This window comes from Paracoccus gahaiensis, from assembly GCF_005048225.1.
In the GTDB taxonomy this organism is placed as follows: Bacteria; Pseudomonadota; Alphaproteobacteria; order Rhodobacterales; family Rhodobacteraceae; genus Paracoccus; species Paracoccus gahaiensis.
Window position 1 is genome coordinate 169,085 of the sequence record NZ_SUNI01000004.1, and the last position, 20,587, is coordinate 189,671.

The following is a 20,587-nucleotide window of genomic DNA, read 5'->3' on the forward strand; positions in this document are numbered from 1 at the left end:
ATGCCCGTCACCTATCACCGCAGCGGCGCCACCGGCGTCATCACCATCGACAACCCGCCGGTCAACGCGACCTCGCAGGCGGTGCGCGCGGGGCTGATCGAGGCCGCCCGCGCCTTCGCCGCCGACGAGAGCGCACGGGCCGCCGTGATCCTCTGCGCGGGCCGCACCTGGGTCGCGGGGGCCGACATCTCGGAATTCGGCAAGCCCCCGCAGGATCCGTCGCTGCCCGACGTCATTGCCGCCATCGAGGCGCTGCCGAAGCCCGTCGTGGCCGCGATCCACGGCACGGCGCTGGGCGGCGGGCTGGAGCTGGCGCTTGGCTGCCATGCCCGCATCGCCGCCCCCGGCACCCGCATGGGCCTGCCCGAGGTGACACTGGGCCTGCTGCCCGGGGCGGGGGGCACGCAGCGCCTGCCGCGGCTGATCGGGCTGATGCCCGCGCTGGAGATGATCACCTCGGCCCGGCAGATGGGCACCGCCGAGGCCCGCGACCTGGGCCTGATCGACGCCGTGGCGTCGGATGACCTGACCGATGCCGCGCTGCAGATGGCCGAGCGCCTCGCAGGCCAGCCGCCGCGCCGCACCTGCGACCTGCCCGCCCCGCCCGCCGACCCCACGGCGACCGAGACGCTGACCGCCGATCTGGCGCGCAAGCTGCCCGGTCAGATCGCCCAACGCGCCGCCGTCGATGCCGCGACCGAAGGCCTGGCCCTGCCCTTCGCCCAAGGCATGGAGGTCGAGCGTGCCGCCTTCCGCGCGCTGATGGACAGCCCGCAGCGCGCCGCCCTGATCCATGCCTTCTTCGCCGAACGCGCCGTGGCGCATCTGCCGCAGATCAAGGGGGTGGACCCGCGCCCCTTGGACCGCATCGGCGTGATCGGCGGCGGCACGATGGGGGCGGGGATCGCGGCGGCCTGCCTGCTGGCCGGGCTGGACGTGACCCTGATCGAACGCGACGCGGCAGCTGCCGACACCGCCCGCGCCACCGTCGCCAAGCTGCTGGAGGGCGCCGTGACGCGCGGCAAGCTGGCCGCCCCCGCGCGCGACGCGATCCTGACAGATGCCTTCCGCACCGCCACCGACTATGCGGCGCTGAGCGACGCCGACCTGATCATCGAGGCGGTCTTCGAGACGATGGAGGTCAAGCACCAGGTCTTTGCCGAACTGGACCGCGTGGCGAAACCCGGCGCGGTGCTGGCCACCAACACCTCCTATCTGGACGTGAACGCCATCGCCGCCGCGACCTCGCGCCCGGCGGACGTCATCGGGCTGCATTTCTTCTCGCCCGCCCATGTCATGCGCCTGCTGGAGGTCGTCGTGGCCGACCGCACCGCGCCCGAGGTCACCGCCACCGGCTTCGCGCTGGCGAAACGGCTCAAGAAGATCGCCGTGCGCGCGGGCGTCTGCGACGGCTTCATCGGCAACCGCATCCTGTCGCATTACCGCGCGGCGGTGGATGCGATGGTGCTGGACGGGGCCTCGCCCTATCAGGTGGACCGCGCGCTGACCGGGTTCGGCTTCGCGATGGGCCCCTATGCGGTCAGCGACCTCGCGGGGCTGGACATCGGCTGGATGACCCGGCAGCGCAAGGCGGCCACCCGCCACCCGCGCGACCGCGTGCCGGTCTTTGCCGACCGCCTGTACGAGCTGGGCCGCCTGGGTCGCAAGTCCGGGCGCGGCTATTACCTCTATGACGGCGGCAAGCCGCAGCCCGACCCCGAGCTGGAGCCCCTGCTGGCGCAGGTCCGCGCCGACCTGGGCATCGCCCCGCGCGACTTCACCGATGCCCAGATCGTCGAGCGCACCATGGCCGCGCTGGTGAACGAGGCCGTGCGCACGGTCGCCGACGGCACCGCTCTGCGGCCTTTGGATGTCGATGTGGTCATGCTGAACGGCTACGGCTTTCCGCGCTGGCGCGGCGGGCCGATGCATTGGGCCGATGCACAGGGCCTGCCCCAGATCCTGGCGCAGATCGACGCCCTCTCCGCCGAGGATGACCATTTCTGGCAGGCAGCCCCCCTGTTGCGCGATCTGGTGGCCCAGGGCCGCCGCCTTGCCGAGCTGAACGAAGGACCCAAGCCATGAACCGACCCGTCATCGTCTCGACCGCCCGCACCGCCATCGGCCGGGCCGGGCGCGGCGCCTTCAACCGCACCCATGGCGCGGTGCTGGCCGGCGCCACCGCCCGCGCCGTCATCGACCGCGCGGGCATCGACCCGGCGCTGGTCGAGGACAGCATCTGGGGCTGCGGCTATCCCGAATACGTCACCGGCGGCAACATCGCCCGGCAGGCGGTGATCCGCGCGGGCCTGCCCGACAGCGTGGCGGGCACCACGGTCAACCGCTTCTGCGCCTCGGGCCTGCAGGCGCTGGCCATGGGCGCGCAGATGGTCGCGCAGGAAGGCGCCCGCGCCGTGCTGACCGGCGGCGTGGAAAGCATCTCGCTGATCCAGCCCCCCGTGCGCCACTCCCGCGAGGCCTGGATCGAGGCCAACCGCCCCGACCTCTACATGCCGATGATCGAGACCGCCGACATCGTGGCCGCCCGTTATGGCATCGCGCGCGAGGCGCAGGACGCATACGCCGTCCAGTCCCAGGCCCGCACCGCCGCTGCCCAGGCCGCCGGGATCTTCGACGACGAGATCATCCCGATGACCGTCACCATGTCGGTCACCGACAAGGCCACTGGCGAAAGGACCGACCGGGAAACCACCATCACCGCCGACGAGGGCAACCGCCCCGGCACCGCGCTGGAGGCCTTGGCCAAGCTGGAGCCCGTGCGCGGCGCGGGCCAGTTCGTCACCGCGGGCAACGCCTCGCAGCTGTCGGACGGCGCCGCGGCCCTTCTGGTGATGGACGCCGCTCTGGCCGCCTCGCTGAACCTCGAGCCCCACGGCGCCTTTCACGGCTTCGCCGTCGCGGGCTGCGCGCCCGACGAGATGGGCATCGGCCCGATCTACGCCGTGCCGCGCCTTCTGGAGCGCCACGGGCTGACCGTCCAGGACATCGACCTGTGGGAGCTGAACGAGGCCTTTGCCAGCCAGTGCCTCTATTGCCGCGACACGCTCGGCATCGACCCGGAGCGCTACAACGTCAATGGCGGCGCGATCTCGATCGGCCATCCCTTCGGCATGACCGGCGCCCGCACCGCCGGCCACATCCTGCGCGAAGGCCGCCGCAGGGGCGCCCGGTGGGGCGTCGTCACCATGTGCGTGGGTGGCGGCCAGGGTGCCGCCGGACTTCTGGAGATCTTCTGATGGACATGCGTTTCACCCCCGACGAACTGGCCTTCCGCGACGAGGTCCGCGCCTTCCTCAAGGCCGAGCTGGACCCGGCGCTGGCCCGCAAGGTGCGCCTGCACCATGAGCTGACCAAGGCCGAGATGGAGGGCTGGCACGCCAAGCTGCAGGCCAAGGGTTGGCTGGCCGGCAACTGGCCCACCGAATTCGGCGGCGCCGGCTGGACCCCCATCCAGCGCCATATCTTCGAGGAGGAATCCGCCCGCGCCCATGCCCCGCGCATCGTGCCCTTCGGCATCGCCATGCTGGGACCGGTCCTGCAGAAGTTCGGATCCAAGGACCAGCAGGACCACTGGCTGCCGCGCATCCTGAACGGCGACGATTGGTGGTGCCAGGGCTATTCCGAACCCGGCGCCGGGTCCGATCTGGCCGGCCTGCGCTGCGCCGCCTTGCGCGACGGCGACCATTACGTCGTGACCGGGCAGAAGACCTGGACCACGCTCGGCCAGCACGCCAACATGATCTTCTGCCTCGTGCGCACCTCGACCGAGGGCAAGAAGCAGGAGGGGATCAGCTTCCTTCTGATCGACATGGACAGCCCCGGCGTCACCGTCCGCCCCATCGTCCTTCTGGACGGCACTGCCGAGGTGAACGAGGTCTGGTTCGACGAGGTCCGCGTGCCCGTGGCCAATCTGGTGGGCGAGGAGAACCAGGGCTGGACCTATGCCAAGTACCTGCTGACCCATGAACGGACCAATATCGCCGGGGTGGGCTTTGCCACCGCCGCGCTGGACAACCTCCAGCGCGTCGCCCGCGCGCAGGTCCATCGCGGCCAGCCCCTGTCGCAGGACCCCCTGTTTGCCGCCCAGCTGGCCGAGGTCGAGATCGAGCTGATGGCCATGTCCACGACCAACCTGCGCATGCTGTCCCTGGCCGCGCAGGGGCAGGCGCCCGGCATCGAAAGCAGCATGCTCAAGATCAAGGGCACCCAGATCCGCCAGCGGCTGGATGTCCTGACCCGCCGCGCCTATGGCGGCCAGGCCTCGGCCCTGCCGACGCTCGGCAACGAGGGGCCCGACGATGCCGAAGAGGCCCTGTCGGCCACGGCCACCTGGCTGAACAACCGCAAGCTGTCCATCTATGGCGGCTCGAACGAGATCCAGCGCAGCATCATTGCCGGCGCCCTGGCGAAAGGATGATCCCGTGGATTTCCAGCTTTCCGACGACCACCGCATGCTGCAGGACAGCCTGCGCGGCATCCTGACCCGCCATACCGGCGAGGCGCTCTGGCCCGCGCTGGTCGAGGCCGGCATGCCGGCGGCCCTGCTGACCGAGGACGAGGGCGGCTTCGACGGATCGGGCGCGGCCATCGCGCTGATCTTTCAGGAACTGGGCCGGGCTGGGGTGGCCCTGCCGCTGATCCCGGCGATGATCGCCGCCGCCGCCTTCGCGCAGGCGGGCCAGCACGCCGAAGACGGGGCCGCGCTGGCCTTTGCCGATGCCGAGCCCGGCACGCGGCATGACCGGGGCGTCGCGATCTCGGTCCAGGGCGACCGCCTGACCGGGCGCAAGACCATGGTGGCGGGCGCCGAGGGCGCGGCGGCGATCCTGGTCACCACGGCGGATGCGCTGTGGCGGCTGGCGCCCGACGCGCCCGGTGTGACGATCCGCCCCTATCCGATGCTGGACGGCCAGCGCGGCGCCGACCTGATTCTCGAGGACGCCCCCGCCACCCGGCTTGGCGCCATCGCCGATTTCGGCGGCCCCCTGGCGCGCGGCGTGCTGGCGCATTCGGCCACGGCGCTCGGCGCGATCACGGCGGCGGTCGACCTGACGCTGGATTATCTGAAACAGCGCAGGCAGTTCGGCCAGCCGCTGATCGCCTTCCAGGCGCTGGCCCATCGCATGGCCGATCTGGCGGTCGAGGTCGAGCAGGCCCGCTCCGCCGTCACCAATCTCTCGGGCCATCTGGACGCCGACCCGGCGCTGCGCGACCGCCATGTGCAGGCCTGCAAGGTCACCGTGGGCCGCGTCGCCCGTCTGGTGGCCGAGGATGCGGTGCAGCTGCATGGCGGCATCGGCATGACCGAGGAATACGCGCTCGGTGGCATGATCCGCCGCCTGCTGGCCGCCGAGACTGCGATGGGCGATGCCGACTGGCATCTGGAGCGGTTCGCACGCGGCGAACCGGCCTTCGCATGACGGGCGAGCTGATCCGCGACGAGACCGGCACGCAGCGCCTGATCGGCTATGTCCTCGACGTGGGTCAGCTGGACAAAAGCGCGCGCTGCGTCCTGGATCTGGACGACCGCCACCTGAACCGTCAGGGCATGCTGCATGGCGGGCTGGCCGCCACGCTTCTGGACAGCGCGATGGGGGCCACGGGCAGCCTGACGGTCGATCCGTCGGGGCGCCATCCCTTCACCACGCTGGCGCTGACGGTGAACTATCTGGCGCCGGGCCGCCCGGGGCAGGTCACCGCCGCGGGCCGCGTGACCGGCGGCGGCCGCTCGACCCTGTTCATCGAGGGCACATTGCGCCATCAGGACGGCACGCTGATCGCCACCGCGACCGGCGTGTTCCGCAAATCGTCCAAGGTGCCCGCATGACCGATCTGATGACCAACCCCCATTGCGAGATCAGCGATCTCGGCGACCGCCTCGTGGTGGAAAACCGCAACGCCGCGCGCCGCAACGCGCTGACGCCCGAGTTCTACGAGGGCCTGCACCACGCGCTGCGGCTGGCCGCCGACCAGCCCCGCATTGGCGCGGTCATCGTGATGGGCGAGGGCGACTTCTTCTGCGCCGGCGGCGATCTGACCATGCTGATCACCGCGCAGACCATGGACGAGGAGGCCCGCCGCGCCCGCATCGACACGCTGAACGACCTGATCCGCGCCGTGGTCCACTGCCCCCGCCCGGTGATCGCCGTGGTGGAAGGGGGCGCTGCGGGCGCCGGCCTGTCGCTGGCGCTGGCCTGCGACATGGTGATCTCGGCCCGCGACGCGCGCTTCTCGGCGGCCTATGTGACGGCGGGGCTGGTGCCCGATGGCGGGCTGACGGCGGCGCTGGCCGCGGGCCTGCCGCCGCAGATGGCCGCGCAGATGGCCCTGACCGGCCGGCCCATAGGCGCCGAACGCCTGCATGCGTTGGGCCTGATCAGCGAGCTGACCGCGCCGGGCGAGGCGATCATGGCCGCCATGGCCTTGGCCGACCATCTGGCCCACGGCCCCGCCGGGGCGCAGTCCGCGATCAAGCGCCTGCTGACCGACGCCCGCGCCGCGACCTTCGAGGCGCAGCTGACCGCCGAACGCGACGCCATGGCCGCGGCCCTGGCCGCCCCCGAGGCCGCCGAGGGCATCAGCGCCTTCCTGGCCAAGCGCCCCCCCGATTTCCGCCGCCTCCGCGAGGACAGATGACCGACCCCACCCGCATCCACCAGCTCATCGACCGTGCCGCCGCCGCCCATCCGGACCGGCCCGCCCTGACCGACTGGAACGGGCGCGAGCTGAGCTACGCCGCGCTGACCGCCGCGATCGACCGCGCCCAGCAGGACCTGCGCGATCTGGGCATGCGCCCCGGCGACCGCCTGCTGATCGTGGCCGAGAATGCGGCCTCGGTCCCGGTGCTCCTGATGGCGGCCAGCCGGATGGATGCGGTGGCGGTGCCGGTGAACGCCCGCATGACCGGCCCGGAGCTGGCCAAGATCGCGGGCCATACCGACCCCCGCCTGACCGTCTATCTGGGCGATGTCAGCGACCCCGCCGCCGCCCATGCCACCGCCGGCGGCGCCCGGCCCGTGACGCTGGCCGGGTCCGCGCTGCAGATCGCGGGCCCCTTCGACACCACCCCCGAGGCGCCCGAGCCGGACACCGGCATGACGGCGGTGATCCTCTACACGACCGGCACCACGGGCCTGCCCAAGGGCGTGATGCTGACGCATGGGAACCTGATCTTCGGCGGCCTCTCCTCGGCCCGGCTGCGCGGAATCGGCCCCGAGGACGTGATCCACGGCGTGCTGCCGCTGACCCATGTCTTCGGGCTGACCTCGATGATGTGCGCGGGCCTGTCGGCGGGGGCGCATCTGCGCCTCCATCCGCGCTTCTCGGCCGCCGCCACCCTGGACGCGCTGGCCCGCGACGTCACCGTCCTGCCCGCCGTCCCGCAGATGCATGCCGCCATCATGACCGAGGCCCGCACGCGCGGCCAGGACCGCCTGACCGGCCCGCTGCGCTATGTCAGCAGCGGCGCCGCGCCCCTGGATCCCGACTGGAAGCGCCGGGCCGAGGCCTTTTACGGCCTTGCTCTGCAGAACGGCTATGGCATGACGGAAACCACGGCGGGCGTCACCATCACCGCCAATGAAAAGGGCGATCCCGACCCCTCGGCGGGCGTGCCGCTGCCCGGCGTGCAGATCGCGCTGGATACCTCGGTCGGGCGCGAGCCCGGCACCGGCGAGGTGCTGACGCGCGGCCCCCATGTCATGCGCGGCTATTTCCGCCACCCGCAGGCCACGGCGGACGTGCTGGACGCCGAGGGCTGGATGCATACCGGCGATCTGGGGCGGCTGGACGCGCAGGGCCGGCTGCACATCGTCGGCCGCTGCAAGGAGCTGATCATCCGCGGCGGCTTCAACGTCTACCCGCCCGAGGTCGAGGCGGCGCTGAACGACCATCCGGCGGTGCTGCAGACGGCGGTGATCGGCCATGTCCGCCCGGGCGGCGACGAGGAGGTGCTGGCCTTCTGCCAGCTGACCGCGCCGGGCGCCGTGAGTGCCGAGGCGCTGGCCGCCCATGCCGCGGCCCGGCTGTCGGCCTACAAGCGGCCCACGCGGATCCTGCTGACCGGCCCCCTGCCGGCGGCGGCGACCGGCAAGGTGCTCAAGCACCGTCTGATGGAGCATTTCGCCGACCTTCTGGCCGACCTGCCGCGCACCTGATCCCGCGCGCGGGCCATCCGTGCCCCTCAGGGGCGACCGGTCTCTTGCCCCCGTCGGTGGCCGGGCCTCTTGCCCCCTAACGGGGCGGGGCCCTCAGTCCTTCAGGACCAGCCGGTGATGCGGCGGATAGAATTGCCGGGCGAAGGACACCGGCAGGCCGTTCAGGGTGTTCACCCGCTCGATCGCCATGACCGGGGTGCCGACCGCGACCAGCAGGTTGATGGCGCAGGCGCCGGTGGCGCCTTCGGCCAGGATGGAAAAGCGGCTCTGTGCCACGGGCAGCGTCCGCGCCAGCCATTCCTGCGGCGGCACGGTACCGAACAGCCGCGCATCGGGCAGGTTGACCGCGCGGGGGTTCAGCCAGATCGCCTCGCAGCAATGCGGGCGGTCATCGGCCATGTGGCGCGACTTGACCAGGATCATGCTGTCGCCGGCATCCACCTGCAGGGCCTGCATCGCTTCGGGGCTGGGCGGGCGGGCCAGGCAGTCGGTCATCTGATAGCCATAGCGCGCGCCCATCGCCTCGATCTCGTCGCGGATCACCGGCAGCGACATCATCGCCCGGCGCGACGAGGTCGCGGTGACGCGCGTGCCGACCTTGCGGCGGCGCTGGACGATGCCGCTGTCGGCCAGTTCGCGCAGCGCGCGGTTCACGGTCGCCCGGGCGCAGCCCATTTCCTTGGACAGGATCTGTTCGGTCGGGATCAGGCTGCCCGGAGGCCACTCGCCCGAGCGGATGCGATCCAGCACATCGGCGCGCACCGCCTGCCAGGTGTTCAGCCGGCGCCGGTCCGTCTCGGACCCCGATGTCCGGATCAGGCCGGGTGAAGCTGCATGCAAACTAGACATATTAGGACTCGTGAAAAAACTTCTATCGATAATGAATAGACGATTTCGCCGCCGGCGACAGTTGTCCAAATCGCCAAGGGTGGGGCCCGGACGGGCCCTCCGCACAACCGCAAAGCCTTTTCTTTTGCGTGCGCTCTGCTAGATGCGGGGTCTGCAAGGACGATGGCGGACCGATGCGCGACATTTCCCCCCGACATTCCGGCACGGCGGTTCCCCCGGCGGCCCAGCTGACCTCCTGGGGGGTGCTGGTGGCCATTAGCCTGTGCCATATGGTCAATGACGTGATGCAATCGATGCTGGCGGCGATCTATCCGCTGCTGCAGGTCGAGTTCTCGTTGTCCTACACCCAGATCGGGATCATGACATTCGCCTTTCAGGTGACGGCCTCGCTGCTGCAGCCGCTGATCGGCATGGCCACCGACCGCCACCCACAGCCGCGCTCGCTGCCCTTCGGGATGATGTCCACGCTGACCGGCGTGGTGCTGCTGGCCTTCGCGCAGCGCTACGAGATGCTGCTGGCGGGGGCGATGCTGATCGGCATCGGCTCGGCGGTGTTCCATCCCGAAAGCTCGCGGGTGGCGCGGTTGGCCTCGGGCGGGCGCTTCGGCACGGCGCAGTCGCTGTTCCAGCTGGGCGGCAATGGCGGGCAGGCGATGGGACCGCTGCTGGCCGCGTTCATCGTGGTGCCGCTCGGCCGCCCCGCCGTGGCGTGGTTCGCGGTGGCCGCCGCCCTGGGCGCCGCGATCCTGTGGCAGGTGGGCAGCTGGGCCGAGGAACGCCGCCGCGCCAGCGCCGCCACCGCCGACCGAAGCCTGCGCCTGCCGCGCAAGGTGGTGATCCGCGCCATCGCGGTGCTGGCGGTGCTGGTCTTCACCAAGAACATCTACAGCGCCTCGATGACCAGCTATTTCACCTTCTTCACCATCGACAAGTTCGGCCTGTCCACCCAGGGCGCGCAGATCATGCTGTTCCTGTTCCTCGCCGGCATGGCGGGGGGCGTGATGCTGGGCGGCGTGATCGGCGACCGGGTGGGGCCGCTGACGGTCATCTGGGTGTCGATCCTGGGCGTGCTGCCCCTAACGCTGGCCCTGCCGCATGTCGGGCTGGTGCCCACGGGCATCCTCGCGGTGCTGATCGGGCTGATCCTGGCCTCGGCTTTCCCGGCCATCGTGGTCTTCGCGCAAGAGCTAGTGCCGGGACGCACCGGCATGATCGCGGGGCTGTTCTTCGGCTTCTCCTTCGGCATGGGCGGGATCGCGGCGGCGGCGCTTGGCGTGCTGGCCGACGCGCGGGGGCTGGGCACGGTCTTCCTGATCTGCTCGGTCCTGCCGGTGCTGGGCCTGCTGACCGTGCTTCTGCCGCGCGGCTCGGCGCGGCGCAGGTGACGGCGCCCCCCATGACGGAGCCCCCGATGACCGCGCCTCTCGTCATCCATATCGGGCCGGACGGGCCCATCGACCGGGCGCTGGCCCGGCTCTTTCAGGCCAATGGCCACGTCGCCGCCTATCACGAGGGCGGGCGCCTCGCCTCGGATATCCTCTATGCGATGGGGCAGGGCACCGCGCCCCTGACCGGCTGGCCGCAGGCGCGGCTGATCGCGGGGCTGTTCCGGCACAAGCCGCTCTGGCGTCCGCCGCTGGAGGCCTGGCGCTGCGCCGCCTTCCTGCGCGACCGCCTGCCCCAGGCGCGGTTCCTGCTGACCGTGCCGCCGATCGAGTCCTGGTCTCTGGCCCGCGCGGGCCGCGAGGCGCTGGCCTGCCATGCCTTCGATCAGGCCCACCGCCCCGACCCGCTGCCACCCATTGCCCTGCCCGCCCTGTGGCAGGAGCAGCTGCAAGAGCATCTGGACCGGATGCAGGAACTCTTCGCCGACGATCCGCGCCTGATCGTGGCGGATCTGGCGACCTGCCCCCCCGCCGATCTGGCCGCGCGGCTGGAGGCGGTCCTGCCCCTGCCGAAGGTCCCCTTCGCCCATTGGCCCGTCCCCGCACCGGCCGCGACGGCCCGGCTGATGGCGCTGTTCGACCGGCCCGAGCCGCCCTCCGCCCCCCCGGGCTGGGCCGAGGATGTGGCGCGCTTCTGCCTCGCCGGGCTGGACCCCCGCGCCCCGGGCGGCATCGAGGGGCTCTCGCCTTTGGCCTGCCACTGGGACGGGCGCGAGGTCCGCACCCGGGGCGGGGCCATCCGCCAGTTCACCGAAGTCGCGCCCCCCGGCCAGCCGCCGCTGGCGCTGGCCCGGGAAGGGCGGCATTTCAAGCTGATCCGAGCCGAGGGTGTCCTGAACGACATCCTGCGGCTGGAGCGCCGCGATCCGGTCTGGATCGACATGGAGGACAGCCGCTGGTTCGGCAGCCCCCAGGGAGAGCCGCTGGACCGCCCCGTCCTCTGCCACAACCGCCGCGCGGGGGCGGTGAACGCGATCCTCTGGCCCTTGCCCGACCAGCACGCCATCGGCCTGCCGGGCTTCGACCCCGCCAGCCCCCCCGACGACATTCCCTTCGACGAGAAGGAAGACCGTCTGATCTGGCGCGGCATGATCTCGGGCTCGGAAATCGGCCCCGGGGTCCGGCCCCGGTCCGCCAGCCACGCCTGGCTGGCCCGCCTGTCCGAGGCCGCCACCACCGAGGCTCGCGAGGCCGCATGGGACGGCCTCTGCCGCACCAACCGCATGGCCTTCATCCGGCGCTTCCAGGGCCATCCCGACATGGATGTGGGCGTGGTCATGGCCCCGGCCTTCCGCGCCTATGCGCAGGACCCACTGCTGGCCCCCTATTGCCGCCCGCGCATGACGCAGGCCCAGATGCGCCGCTTCCGCTATCAGCTCTGCCTGACGGGCTATGACCACGGCTCGAACTTCATCCCGGCGCTGGACAGCCATGCGGTGCTGCTGGCCGAGGATGACGGCTGGCAGGTCTTCTATTCCGGGCGCTTCAAACCCTGGCAGCATTTCATCCCCGTCGCCCGCCACCTGACCGACCTCGAGGAGAAACTGGCCTGGGCCCGCGCCCATCCGGACGACTGCCGCGCCATGTCGCAGGCCGCCCGAGCCGAAGCCGCGCATCTGCGCGACCCCGCAGCCCGCGTGCGGCTGATGCAGCTGATCCTCGACGGGCTGGCGCAGGCGCGCTAGACCCGTCGCCATGACCACGATCCGCATCGAAGCCCTGACCGCCGCCGCCTTCGCCCCCTTCGGCGAGGTGCTGGCCCCCCGCGCCACCCCCGACCGCCTGATCAATGCGGGCCGGTGCGAGCGTCACCACGCCCTGGCCACCGTCGAGCGCGGCGGGGGCGAAGCGATCCTGTCGATCTTTCGCAGCGCGCCGGTCAGCCTGCCCTATGACTGCACCCTCTTGGAACGCCACCCGCTCGGCTCGCAGGCCTTCATGCCGCTCGGCCCCGATCCCTGGCTGTCGGTGGTGGCCCCCGATCAGGATGGCCGCCCCGGCACGCCCCGCGCCTTCCTGGTGCCCGGGGGCACCGGCGTGAACCTGCGCGCAGGCACCTGGCACGGCGTCCTGACGCCCCTGGACCGCGCCGCCGATTTCCTGGTCGTCGACCGCGAGGGCACGGGCACCAACCTGGAAGAAATCACCATCCCCCCGGTGCGGATCACCGCATGACCCCCGACCATGCCGTCGAAGCCGAGGCCCTCGCCCGGGGCGCGCGATGGGTCGCGGGCGTGGACGAGGCCGGGCGCGGCCCTCTGGCGGGCCCGGTGACGGCGGCGGCGGTGATCCTCGATCCCGCCAATATCCCGCCCGGCCTGAACGACAGCAAGCAGCTGACCGCCAAGCGCCGCGAGGCGCTGGCCCTCTGGCTGATGGAGCATTGCGATTGGTCCGTGGCCCATGTCGACGTGGCCCAGATCGACGCGCTCAACATCCTGCGCGCCAGCCATGTCGCCATGTGCCGCGCGCTGGACGGGCTCAGCCAGCGTCCCTGCCATGTGCTGGTCGATGGCAACATGCTGCCCCGCGACCTGGACCTGCCCGCCACGGCGGTCATCAAGGGCGATGCGCGCTGCCTAACGATTGCCGCCGCCTCGGTCCTGGCCAAGGTGTTGCGCGATCGCATCATGGTGGATTTGGCGCAACAATATCCCGGCTACGGGTGGGAGGCGAATGCCGGTTACCCCACTCCGGCCCATAAACGCGCCCTGCTAGATCTGGGGGTGACCCCATATCATAGGCGCAGCTTCGCCCCCGTCCACAATATCTTGTGTAAAGCGCAATTGATAAGTGGCTGATTCGAAAAAGAAATTGACGGCGAATCACTTCTGACTCATCTTTGGGGACAGTAGATCGGCAAAAAGCCGGCATTCCCCAGAGGCAGAGCATGACGAAAACCAAGGTCCAGCGCGCGGATTCCGTGTGCCCGTTACCGCTGAATCAGATCCTTGGCGGGGATTGCATCCAGATCATGAACAGCCTGCCCGCCGGCAGCGTGGACCTGATCTTTGCCGACCCTCCCTACAACCTGCAGCTCAAGGGCGACCTGCACCGCCCCGACAACAGCCGAGTCGATGCGGTGGACGACCACTGGGACCAGTTCTCCAGCTTCGCGGTCTATGACGCCTTCACCCGCGACTGGCTGGCCGCCGCGCGCCGGTTGCTGAAACCCGACGGGGCGATCTGGGTGATCGGCAGCTATCACAACATCTTCCGCGTGGGCGCCGAGCTGCAGAACCAGGGTTTCTGGATCATGAACGACGTGATCTGGCGCAAGTCGAACCCGATGCCGAACTTTCGCGGCAAGCGGCTGACCAATGCGCACGAGACGCTGATCTGGGCTGCCAAGTCCGAGACCTCGAAATACACCTTCAACTACGAGGCGCTGAAGTCGCTGAACGAGGGCATCCAGATGCGCAGCGATTGGGTGCTGCCCATCTGCAACGGCGGCGAGCGGCTGAAGGACGCGGCGGGCGACAAGGCCCATCCGACGCAGAAGCCCGAATCATTGCTGCACCGGGTGATCGTCGGCACCACCAGCCCCGGCGACGTCGTGCTGGACCCGTTCTTCGGCACCGGCACGACCGGCGCCGTCGCCAAGATGCTGGGCCGCGACTATATCGGCATCGAGCGCGAGGAGGCCTATCGCGAGGTCGCCACCCGCCGCCTCTCCCGCGTCCGCCGCCTGGACAGCGATGCCATCGCCACCACCCGTGCCAAGCGCGCCGAGGTCCGCATCCCCTTCGGCCAGGTGATCGAGCGCGGCATGCTGCGCCCGGGCGAGGAGCTGTTCTCTCTGGGCAACCGCCACAAGGCCAAGGTGCGCGCCGATGGCAGCCTGATCGGCAACGACGTCAAGGGCTCGATCCATCAGGTCGGCGCCGCGCTGGAGGGCGCGCCGTCCTGCAACGGCTGGACCTATTGGCATTTCCGGCGCGAGGGCAAGATGATTCCGCTGGACATCCTGCGCCAGCAGATCCGCGCCGAGATGGAGGGCGACGCCTCCCGCCCAAACTGACCTTCTTCCCTTCGCCAGTTCCGGCCCGCGCCCCCGGGCGCCGCCGGAACCACCTTGCCCCGCCATGTCCGCATGGCGGGGATTTTCCGATCGTTCAGCCGGCCATCCGCTTCAGCGTGCCGTCGCGCAGCACCACCTGATGCAGGATCGCCATCGCGATATGCCCCAGGATCAGCACCCCCATGATCCAGGCCAGTTCGCCATGGAAGTTGCTGCCGATGGCGGTGGCGGTGCCCACCACCTCGTCGGGGCTGCGCGGGGCGAAGATCTGGAAGCCGAAGGGCGCGAAGGCCCGCTCGTTGCCCCAGGCGCGCAGCAGCGCCGCCGAGGGCACCGCCAGCATCAGCGCATAGAGCGCGAAATGCCCCAGCCGGACCGCATAGCCCTGCAGCCCCGGCCCATGCGCCGGCCGCTGGCCGCGATTGACCAGCGCCCAGACCGCCCGCGCCACGATCAGCAGGAACAGGATCGTGCCGACCTGCGTGTGGTTGGCCGACAGGGCGGCGGCCAGCGGGCTCTCCTCGCCCAGGATCTTCTCGCTCAGCATCCCGCCGAACTGCCACAGCATTAGCGCCGCGACGGCCCAGTGGAAGGCCCGCGAGACGCTGCCATAGCGCGCCGTGCTGTCCCGGATCGTCATCGTCGTCACTCTCCTGCGCTGAACCGGTCACCAGGACGACCGGAGACCCCCTTGCTCCCGCACGATACGGCCCGGCGGATCAACAAGGGCCGAACGTCGCCGGACCGATCATGCCGGATCGGGGGATTTTGGCAATCCGGTCCCGCAACGCCTGCCGGCGGTGTACGCCCTGTGCCGCGCCTGTGCCGCCCCGGTGCACGCCTCGTGCAACGCCGGGCCCAGCAATTGCAGGGCGTTCCGGCGTCCCGCGGTCACTGTTGCGGCATGCACCGCACGCTGGTCACAAAGCGTTGCGCGGCATCGGCAGACTGCCGTCATTATAGGCAGACCAGTCCTTGATCTCGGGATAGAACTGCCGCCGCCAGGCGCGGACCCGGGGGTTCATGCGCCGCCGCCACAGCGGAGGGATCATCGCCAGCATGGTCATCGCCGGATAGCCCATCGGCAGCTGCGGCGCCTCGTCGGCGGCATAGGTCTGCAGCAGCGGAAAGCGGCGGTCCGGCTTGGTGTGGTGGTCGGAATGGCGCTGCAGGTTGATCAGCAGCCAGTTGGTCGCCATGTGGCTGGCATTCCAGCTGTGGCGCGGGCGGACGGGTTCGTAGCGGCCCTCGCCCAGATGCTTGCGCGACAGGCCGTAATGCTCGACATAGTTGGTCAGTTCCAGCTGCCAGACGGCAATGAAGGCCTGGAACACGAACAGGCCCAGCCCCACCCAGCCCGCCAGGATCACCGCCAGCGCCAGCATCCCCAGCTGCAGCGCCGCGTAGCGCCAGAAGGGGTTGCGGCGGTCCAGGGGCGTCTTGCCCGCGCGGGCCAGGAACCGCGTCTCGGCCGCCCAGGCACTGCGCGGCCCGTCGGTCAGCACCCGCCAGAAGAAGCGGTGAAACCCCTCGTTGTAGCGCGCCGAAACCGCGTCGCGCGGGGTCGAGACCCACGAGTGGTGGACCAGCAGATGCTCGGTCCGGAAATGCGAATAGAGCACGGAGGCCAGCAGCAGATCGCCCAGCCAGCGCTCGGCCGGGGATTTTTGATGAAGCAATTCATGGGAATAGACGATGCCCACGCTGCCCGAGACGACGCCGATGGCGAAGAACAGGCCCAACGCCTCCCATCCCGACAGGTGGTCCGTCGCCCCCACCAGCCACAGGCTGCCAAAGATCGCCGCGAATTGCAGCGGGAACCAGACCAGCGTCACAGCGCGGTGCCAGAACAGCAGGTCGGTGGAGGTCTCGGGGTCGGGATTGTCCTCGTTCAGGCCAAGGACGCCGTCCAGCGCGGTGGTCAGGTACCACGCATAGACCGGGACCAGCAGCCACCACCAGGCGCCCTGCCAGGCGGCCAGCGCGATCAGAGGGATCAGCGCCACCGACAGCCAGAAGGGCGCGGCGGCGGGCAGGCGGGAGGGGCCGGGAGGGGGGGATGAGTCGCTCATGCCCGGGATGCTAGCCCCTCAGATGCGGCTGCGCCATATCCCAGACCTTGCGCATCAGGCCGGGCAGGGCCTCGCGGTCGATCTGCCGCAGGCGGACCAGTTCACCGCGCGTCGGATTGCCGGTCAGATCGCCGATCCGCACCGTCAGGTCCAGCGTGAAATGGGTGAAGACGTGGCGCACCTGTCCGATCTCGCGCCAGCGGGCCGGGCCCGGCGGCGGCAGGTCGCGCCCGTCCCAGCCCGCCGAGGGAAAGGCCAGCGTGCCGCCCAGCAGCCCCTTGGGCGGGCGATGTTCCAGCAGCAGCGAGGCGCCCTGACGCGCCAGCCAGACGGTGCCCTGCCGCAGGGGCTTGGGCGCCTTGGGGGTCTTCAGCGGCAGGTCGGCGGCGATGCCTTGGCGGCGCGCATCACAATGCTCGTTCACCGGGCACAGCGCGCAGACGGGCCGGCGCGGGGTGCAGATCGTCGCGCCCAGATCCATCATCGCCTGCGCGTAATCCCCGGGCCGCTGCTGGGGCGTCAGCGTTTCTGCCAGGGCCACCAGCTCGGGCTTGGCGCGCGGCAGCGGCGTCTGCACGGCGAACAGGCGCGAGACCACGCGTTCCACATTGCCGTCCACCACCGTCTCGGGGCGGTCGAAGGCGATGGCCGCGATCGCCGCCGAGGTATAGGGGCCGATCCCGGGCAGGGCGGTCAGCCCCTCGCGCGTGTCGGGAAAGCCGCCCAGATCGGCCACGGCGCGGGCGCAGGCCAGCAGATTGCGGGCGCGGGCGTAGTATCCAAGCCCCGCCCATTCGCCCATGACCTGCGCGTCGGGCGCGGCGGCCAGCGCCTGCACCGTGGGCCAGATCGTCGTGAAGCGCAGGAAATACGCCTTGACCGCCGCGACGGTGGTCTGCTGCAGCATCACCTCGGACAGCCAGATGCGATAGGGATCGGGGGCGGCACCCTGCGGCGGCATGCGCCAAGGCAGGGCGCGGGCATGGCGGTCATACCAAGCCAGAAGGACGGGGGCGATCACCTTGCTTTCACGCAATTATGTGGGCTCTTTCGGACAGGCGCGCTTTCATCCGGGGGGATGGCTGGCTAAGGATGAGGGCGTGATAGCAGCAAAGGCGCCCATGGCCCACCCGTCCGGCACATCCAAGACCCGGCCCCGTCGCCGCAGCCGCGGCTTCCAGGCGGCGGCCACGCTTTTGGCCGACCGCGTGCAGAAGGCGGCCGAGGGACGGGGATTCGCCGTGGCCCGCCTGCTGACCAACTGGGCCGAGATCGCCGGACCGCAGCTGGCCGCCGTGACGCGCCCCGTGCGCGTCAGCCATTCGCGCGGCGGGTTCGGCGCCACGCTGACGCTGCTGACCACCGGGCCGATGGCCCCCATGGTGGAGATGCAGCTGCCGCAGCTGCGCGACCGGGTGAACGCCTGCTATGGCTACAACGCCGTGCAGCGGATCACCCTGACCCAGACCGCCGCCTCGGGCTTTGCCGAGGGGCAGGCGGCCTTCGCCCATGCGCCGCGCGCGCCCAAGGCCCCCGATCCCGCGCTGCTGGCGCGGGCCGAGGGCGTGGCGCAGCAGTTCACCGATCCGACCCTGGCTCAGGCCATGGCGCAGCTGGCGCTGAACGTCGCCAGCCGCAAGACCTGACCGACCCGACATGACAACCCTGAAAGGACGTCCCATGTTTCTCCGCTCTGCCGCGACCGTCTTCGCGCTGACCCTGGCCGCCCCCGTCTTGGCCCAGGAGGCCGCCACCCCCGAGACCCTGCCCGACATCGCGCAGGGCGCCGAGGACGCGCCCGTGACCATGATCGAATATGCCAGCTTCACCTGCGGGCATTGCGCCAACTTCCACACCGACGTCTATCCGCAGCTGAAGGCCGACTATATCGACACCGGCATGGTCCGCTTCGTGCAGCGCGACGTCTATTTCGACCAGCCCGGCCTGTGGGCGGGGATCTTGGCGCGCTGCGGCGGGGATGACCGCTTCTATCCCGTCTCGGGGATGCTGTTCGACGAGCAGGCCACCTGGCTGGCCGGGGGCACGGGCGACGAGATCGCCGCCAACCTGCGCCGGATCGGCCTGAAGGCCGGGATGACCGAGGATCAGATGACCGCCTGCTGGAACGACACCGGCAAGGTCGAGCAGCTGATCGCGACCTTCCAGGCCAATGCCACCGCCGACGAGATCGAGGCCACCCCGACCTTCATCATCGGCGGCGAGAAGGTCTCGAACCAGCCGTGGGACAGCATGAAGGCCGTCATCGACGAGAAGCTGGCGGAGGCCCAGCCCGCCGCCGAGTAAGGCCCGACCGGCGCGCTTTGGCCGGTCCCTCTTCGGACGATTGAATTTCGTCCGGACCGGCGGCACAGTTCGCGCGTGGCGCCTCGGGGCGTCGCGCGTCATCAGGGACCGTCAGTCATGATTCAGGAATTCAAGACCTTCATCGCCCGCGGCAATGTCATCGACCTTGCCGTGGGCATCATCATCGGCGCGGCCTTCACGGGCATCGTCAACTCTCTGGTCGTCGACCTGATCAATCCGATCCTGGGCCTGATGACCGGCGGCATCGACTTCACGGACAAGTATTTCGTCCTGTCGGGCAGCGTGCCCGACAACGCCAGCCTGGGGGCGGCGCGGGATTCCGGCGCGGCGATCTTCGCCTATGGCTCGTTCCTGATGGCACTCTTGAACTTCCTGATCGTGGCCTGGGCCGTCTTCCTGCTGGTCAAGGGCGTGAACCGCCTGCAAAGCCTGGCCGTGCGCGAGAAGAAGGCCGAGGAGGCCGTGGCCCCCACCGGCCCCAGCCAGGAGGAGCTGCTGGCGCAGATCCGCGACCTGCTGGCCGATCGCGCCAGTCCGGTCTGACGCGCCGCGCCTACTGCCCCAGCAGGGCGTCGGGGGTGATCGCCTCCAGCCCAAGCGCCTTGCCCACCGGGGGCGAGGTCAGCTGCCCCTCGTGCACCGACAGGCCCGCGCGCAGATGCGCGTCGTCGCTCAGCGCGCGCCGCCAGCCCTTGTCGGCCAGCGCCAGCAGATGCGGCATCGTCACGTTGCCAAGCGCCTGCGTCGCGGTGAGCGCGACCGCGCCGGGCATGTTGGCCACGCAGTAATGCACGATCCCGTCCACCTCGTAGATCGGGTCCTGATGGGTGGTGGCGCGCGAGGTCTGGAAGCAGCCGCCCTGGTCGATGGCCACGTCGACCAGCACCGCGCCCGGCGGCATGGTGGCCAGCTGGTCGCGGCTGATCAGCTTGGGGGCGGCGGCGCCGGGGATCAGCACCGCCCCGATCACCATGTCGGCGCTGCGGATCGCCTCGGCCGTGGCCGCGGCACTGGCGAATTGCGTGGTCAGGCGGCCCATGAAGATGTCGTCCAGAAAGGACAGGCGCGGCACGGAGCGGTCCATGACCGTCACGTTGGCGCCCATGCCCACCGCGACGCGCGCCGCGGCCGTGCCCACGACCCCGCCGCCGATCACGACGACATTCGCGGGCCGCACGCCCGGCACGCCGCCCATCAGCACGCCGCGCCCGCCATTGGCCTTCTGCAGCGCCCATGATCCGACCTGGGGGGCCAGCCGCCCCGCGACCTCGGACATCGGCGCCAGCAAAGGCAGGCCGCCCCGCGCATCCGTCACCGTCTCGTAGGCGATGGCGGTCACGCCGCTGTCCAGCAGGTCGCGGGTCTGGTCGGCATCGGGCGCCAGATGCAGATAGGTGAACAGGATCTGCCCCCGCGCCAGCATCCGCCGCTCGGCCGCCTGCGGCTCCTTGACCTTGATGATCAGGTCCGCATCACCGAAGACCGAGGCCGCATCCGGCACGATCCGCGCGCCCGCATCGGTATAGTCGTTGTCGGCAAATCCCGCGCCCTCGCCCGCGCCGGTCTGGACCAGCACCTCATGGCCGCGTCCCACGGCCTCGGCGGCGGCGGCGGGGGTCAGGCCGACGCGGAATTCCTGCGGCTTGATCTCTTTGGGGCATCCGATCTTCATGGCTCTCTCCCTGATCCATTTGCCCC

Annotated in this window: 20 protein-coding genes; 15 read left to right on the top strand and 5 right to left on the bottom strand. The window is 70.6% G+C overall.

Going from position 1 to position 20,587, the window contains the following annotated elements; translation table 11 throughout:
• The 7 genes from FA743_RS07075 to FA743_RS07105 are packed head-to-tail and all read left to right on the top strand — an operon-like array spanning position 1 to position 8,177.
• A complete protein-coding gene (locus tag FA743_RS07075) occupies positions 1–2,085 on the top strand; it encodes a 3-hydroxyacyl-CoA dehydrogenase NAD-binding domain-containing protein (RefSeq protein WP_136885168.1) in 2,085 nt (694 codons plus the stop codon).
• Positions 2,082–3,257, top strand: coding sequence for an acetyl-CoA C-acyltransferase (locus FA743_RS07080; protein WP_136885169.1), 1,176 nt, complete (start codon positions 2,082–2,084; stop codon positions 3,255–3,257). Before FA743_RS07075 ends, FA743_RS07080 begins: the two co-directional genes overlap by 4 nt.
• Complete coding sequence (locus FA743_RS07085) at positions 3,257–4,438, top strand: acyl-CoA dehydrogenase family protein (RefSeq protein ID WP_136885170.1); 1,182 nt, start codon at positions 3,257–3,259, stop codon at positions 4,436–4,438. Before FA743_RS07080 ends, FA743_RS07085 begins: the two co-directional genes overlap by 1 nt.
• Before the next feature lie 4 nt (positions 4,439–4,442).
• The gene (locus tag FA743_RS07090; protein WP_136885171.1) at positions 4,443–5,441 is read left to right on the top strand and encodes an acyl-CoA dehydrogenase family protein; all 999 of its coding nucleotides are present in this window, start codon (positions 4,443–4,445) and stop codon (positions 5,439–5,441) included.
• Positions 5,438–5,848: a PaaI family thioesterase gene (locus FA743_RS07095; RefSeq protein ID WP_136885172.1), complete on the top strand. Its 411-nt coding sequence runs from the start codon at positions 5,438–5,440 to the stop codon at positions 5,846–5,848. The genes FA743_RS07090 and FA743_RS07095 overlap by 4 nt, the downstream gene beginning before the upstream one ends.
• A complete protein-coding gene (locus FA743_RS07100; protein ID WP_246054867.1) occupies positions 5,845–6,657 on the top strand; it encodes an oxepin-CoA hydrolase, alternative type in 813 nt (270 codons plus the stop codon). The genes FA743_RS07095 and FA743_RS07100 overlap by 4 nt, the downstream gene beginning before the upstream one ends.
• Complete coding sequence (locus tag FA743_RS07105) at positions 6,654–8,177, top strand: class I adenylate-forming enzyme family protein (protein ID WP_136885173.1); 1,524 nt, start codon at positions 6,654–6,656, stop codon at positions 8,175–8,177. Before FA743_RS07100 ends, FA743_RS07105 begins: the two co-directional genes overlap by 4 nt.
• A 93-nt stretch (positions 8,178–8,270) precedes the next feature.
• On the opposite strand, the gene FA743_RS07110 is transcribed toward FA743_RS07105, so the two are convergent.
• Positions 8,271–9,026 (bottom strand): GntR family transcriptional regulator, encoded by a 756-nt coding sequence (locus tag FA743_RS07110; RefSeq protein WP_136885174.1) that lies wholly within the window; start codon positions 9,024–9,026, stop codon positions 8,271–8,273.
• Positions 9,027–9,199: 173 nt separating this feature from the next.
• Here FA743_RS07110 and FA743_RS07115 point away from each other — a divergent pair, with 173 nt between their 5' ends.
• From FA743_RS07115 to FA743_RS07135, 5 genes are all read left to right on the top strand, one after another.
• Positions 9,200–10,411: an MFS transporter gene (locus FA743_RS07115; RefSeq protein WP_136885175.1), complete on the top strand. Its 1,212-nt coding sequence runs from the start codon at positions 9,200–9,202 to the stop codon at positions 10,409–10,411.
• Between the two features lie 26 nt (positions 10,412–10,437).
• Positions 10,438–12,156 carry a glycosyl transferase family 90 gene (locus FA743_RS07120; RefSeq protein WP_169308803.1) on the top strand — a complete coding sequence of 573 codons (1,719 nt, stop codon included), beginning with the start codon at positions 10,438–10,440 and terminating at the stop codon, positions 12,154–12,156.
• A gap of 10 nt (positions 12,157–12,166) precedes the next feature.
• Complete coding sequence (locus FA743_RS07125; protein ID WP_136885177.1) at positions 12,167–12,646, top strand: ureidoglycolate lyase; 480 nt, start codon at positions 12,167–12,169, stop codon at positions 12,644–12,646.
• Positions 12,643–13,272, top strand: a complete 630-nt coding sequence (locus tag FA743_RS07130) for a ribonuclease HII (protein WP_136885178.1) — start codon at positions 12,643–12,645, stop codon at positions 13,270–13,272. Before FA743_RS07125 ends, FA743_RS07130 begins: the two co-directional genes overlap by 4 nt.
• A gap of 89 nt (positions 13,273–13,361) precedes the next feature.
• Positions 13,362–14,492: a site-specific DNA-methyltransferase gene (locus FA743_RS07135; protein WP_136885179.1), complete on the top strand. Its 1,131-nt coding sequence runs from the start codon at positions 13,362–13,364 to the stop codon at positions 14,490–14,492.
• A 94-nt stretch (positions 14,493–14,586) separates the two neighbouring features.
• Here FA743_RS07135 and FA743_RS07140 read toward each other — a convergent pair whose 3' ends face one another.
• The 3 genes from FA743_RS07140 to FA743_RS07150 form a co-directional block, all read right to left on the bottom strand.
• Positions 14,587–15,132: a cytochrome b gene (locus FA743_RS07140; RefSeq protein ID WP_136885180.1), complete on the bottom strand. Its 546-nt coding sequence runs from the start codon at positions 15,130–15,132 to the stop codon at positions 14,587–14,589.
• 280 nt (positions 15,133–15,412) lie between these two features.
• Positions 15,413–16,564 carry an alkane 1-monooxygenase gene (locus FA743_RS07145; protein ID WP_136885181.1) on the bottom strand — a complete coding sequence of 384 codons (1,152 nt, stop codon included), beginning with the start codon at positions 16,562–16,564 and terminating at the stop codon, positions 15,413–15,415.
• Between the two features lie 10 nt (positions 16,565–16,574).
• Positions 16,575–17,525 carry an A/G-specific adenine glycosylase gene (locus tag FA743_RS07150; RefSeq protein ID WP_136885280.1) on the bottom strand — a complete coding sequence of 317 codons (951 nt, stop codon included), beginning with the start codon at positions 17,523–17,525 and terminating at the stop codon, positions 16,575–16,577.
• Between the two features lie 160 nt (positions 17,526–17,685).
• Between FA743_RS07150 and FA743_RS07155 the strand changes: the two genes are divergently transcribed.
• From FA743_RS07155 to mscL, 3 genes are all read left to right on the top strand, one after another.
• Positions 17,686–18,210, top strand: a complete 525-nt coding sequence (locus FA743_RS07155; RefSeq protein ID WP_136885182.1) for a DUF721 domain-containing protein — start codon at positions 17,686–17,688, stop codon at positions 18,208–18,210.
• Between the two features lie 34 nt (positions 18,211–18,244).
• A complete protein-coding gene (locus tag FA743_RS07160) occupies positions 18,245–18,868 on the top strand; it encodes a DsbA family protein (protein ID WP_136885183.1) in 624 nt (207 codons plus the stop codon).
• A gap of 117 nt (positions 18,869–18,985) precedes the next feature.
• A complete protein-coding gene (mscL, locus tag FA743_RS07165; RefSeq protein WP_136885184.1) occupies positions 18,986–19,432 on the top strand; it encodes a large conductance mechanosensitive channel protein MscL in 447 nt (148 codons plus the stop codon).
• A gap of 10 nt (positions 19,433–19,442) precedes the next feature.
• Here mscL and ald read toward each other — a convergent pair whose 3' ends face one another.
• Positions 19,443–20,561 (bottom strand): alanine dehydrogenase, encoded by a 1,119-nt coding sequence (gene ald / locus FA743_RS07170; protein WP_136885185.1) that lies wholly within the window; start codon positions 20,559–20,561, stop codon positions 19,443–19,445.
• Positions 20,562–20,587: the final 26 nt, after the last annotated feature.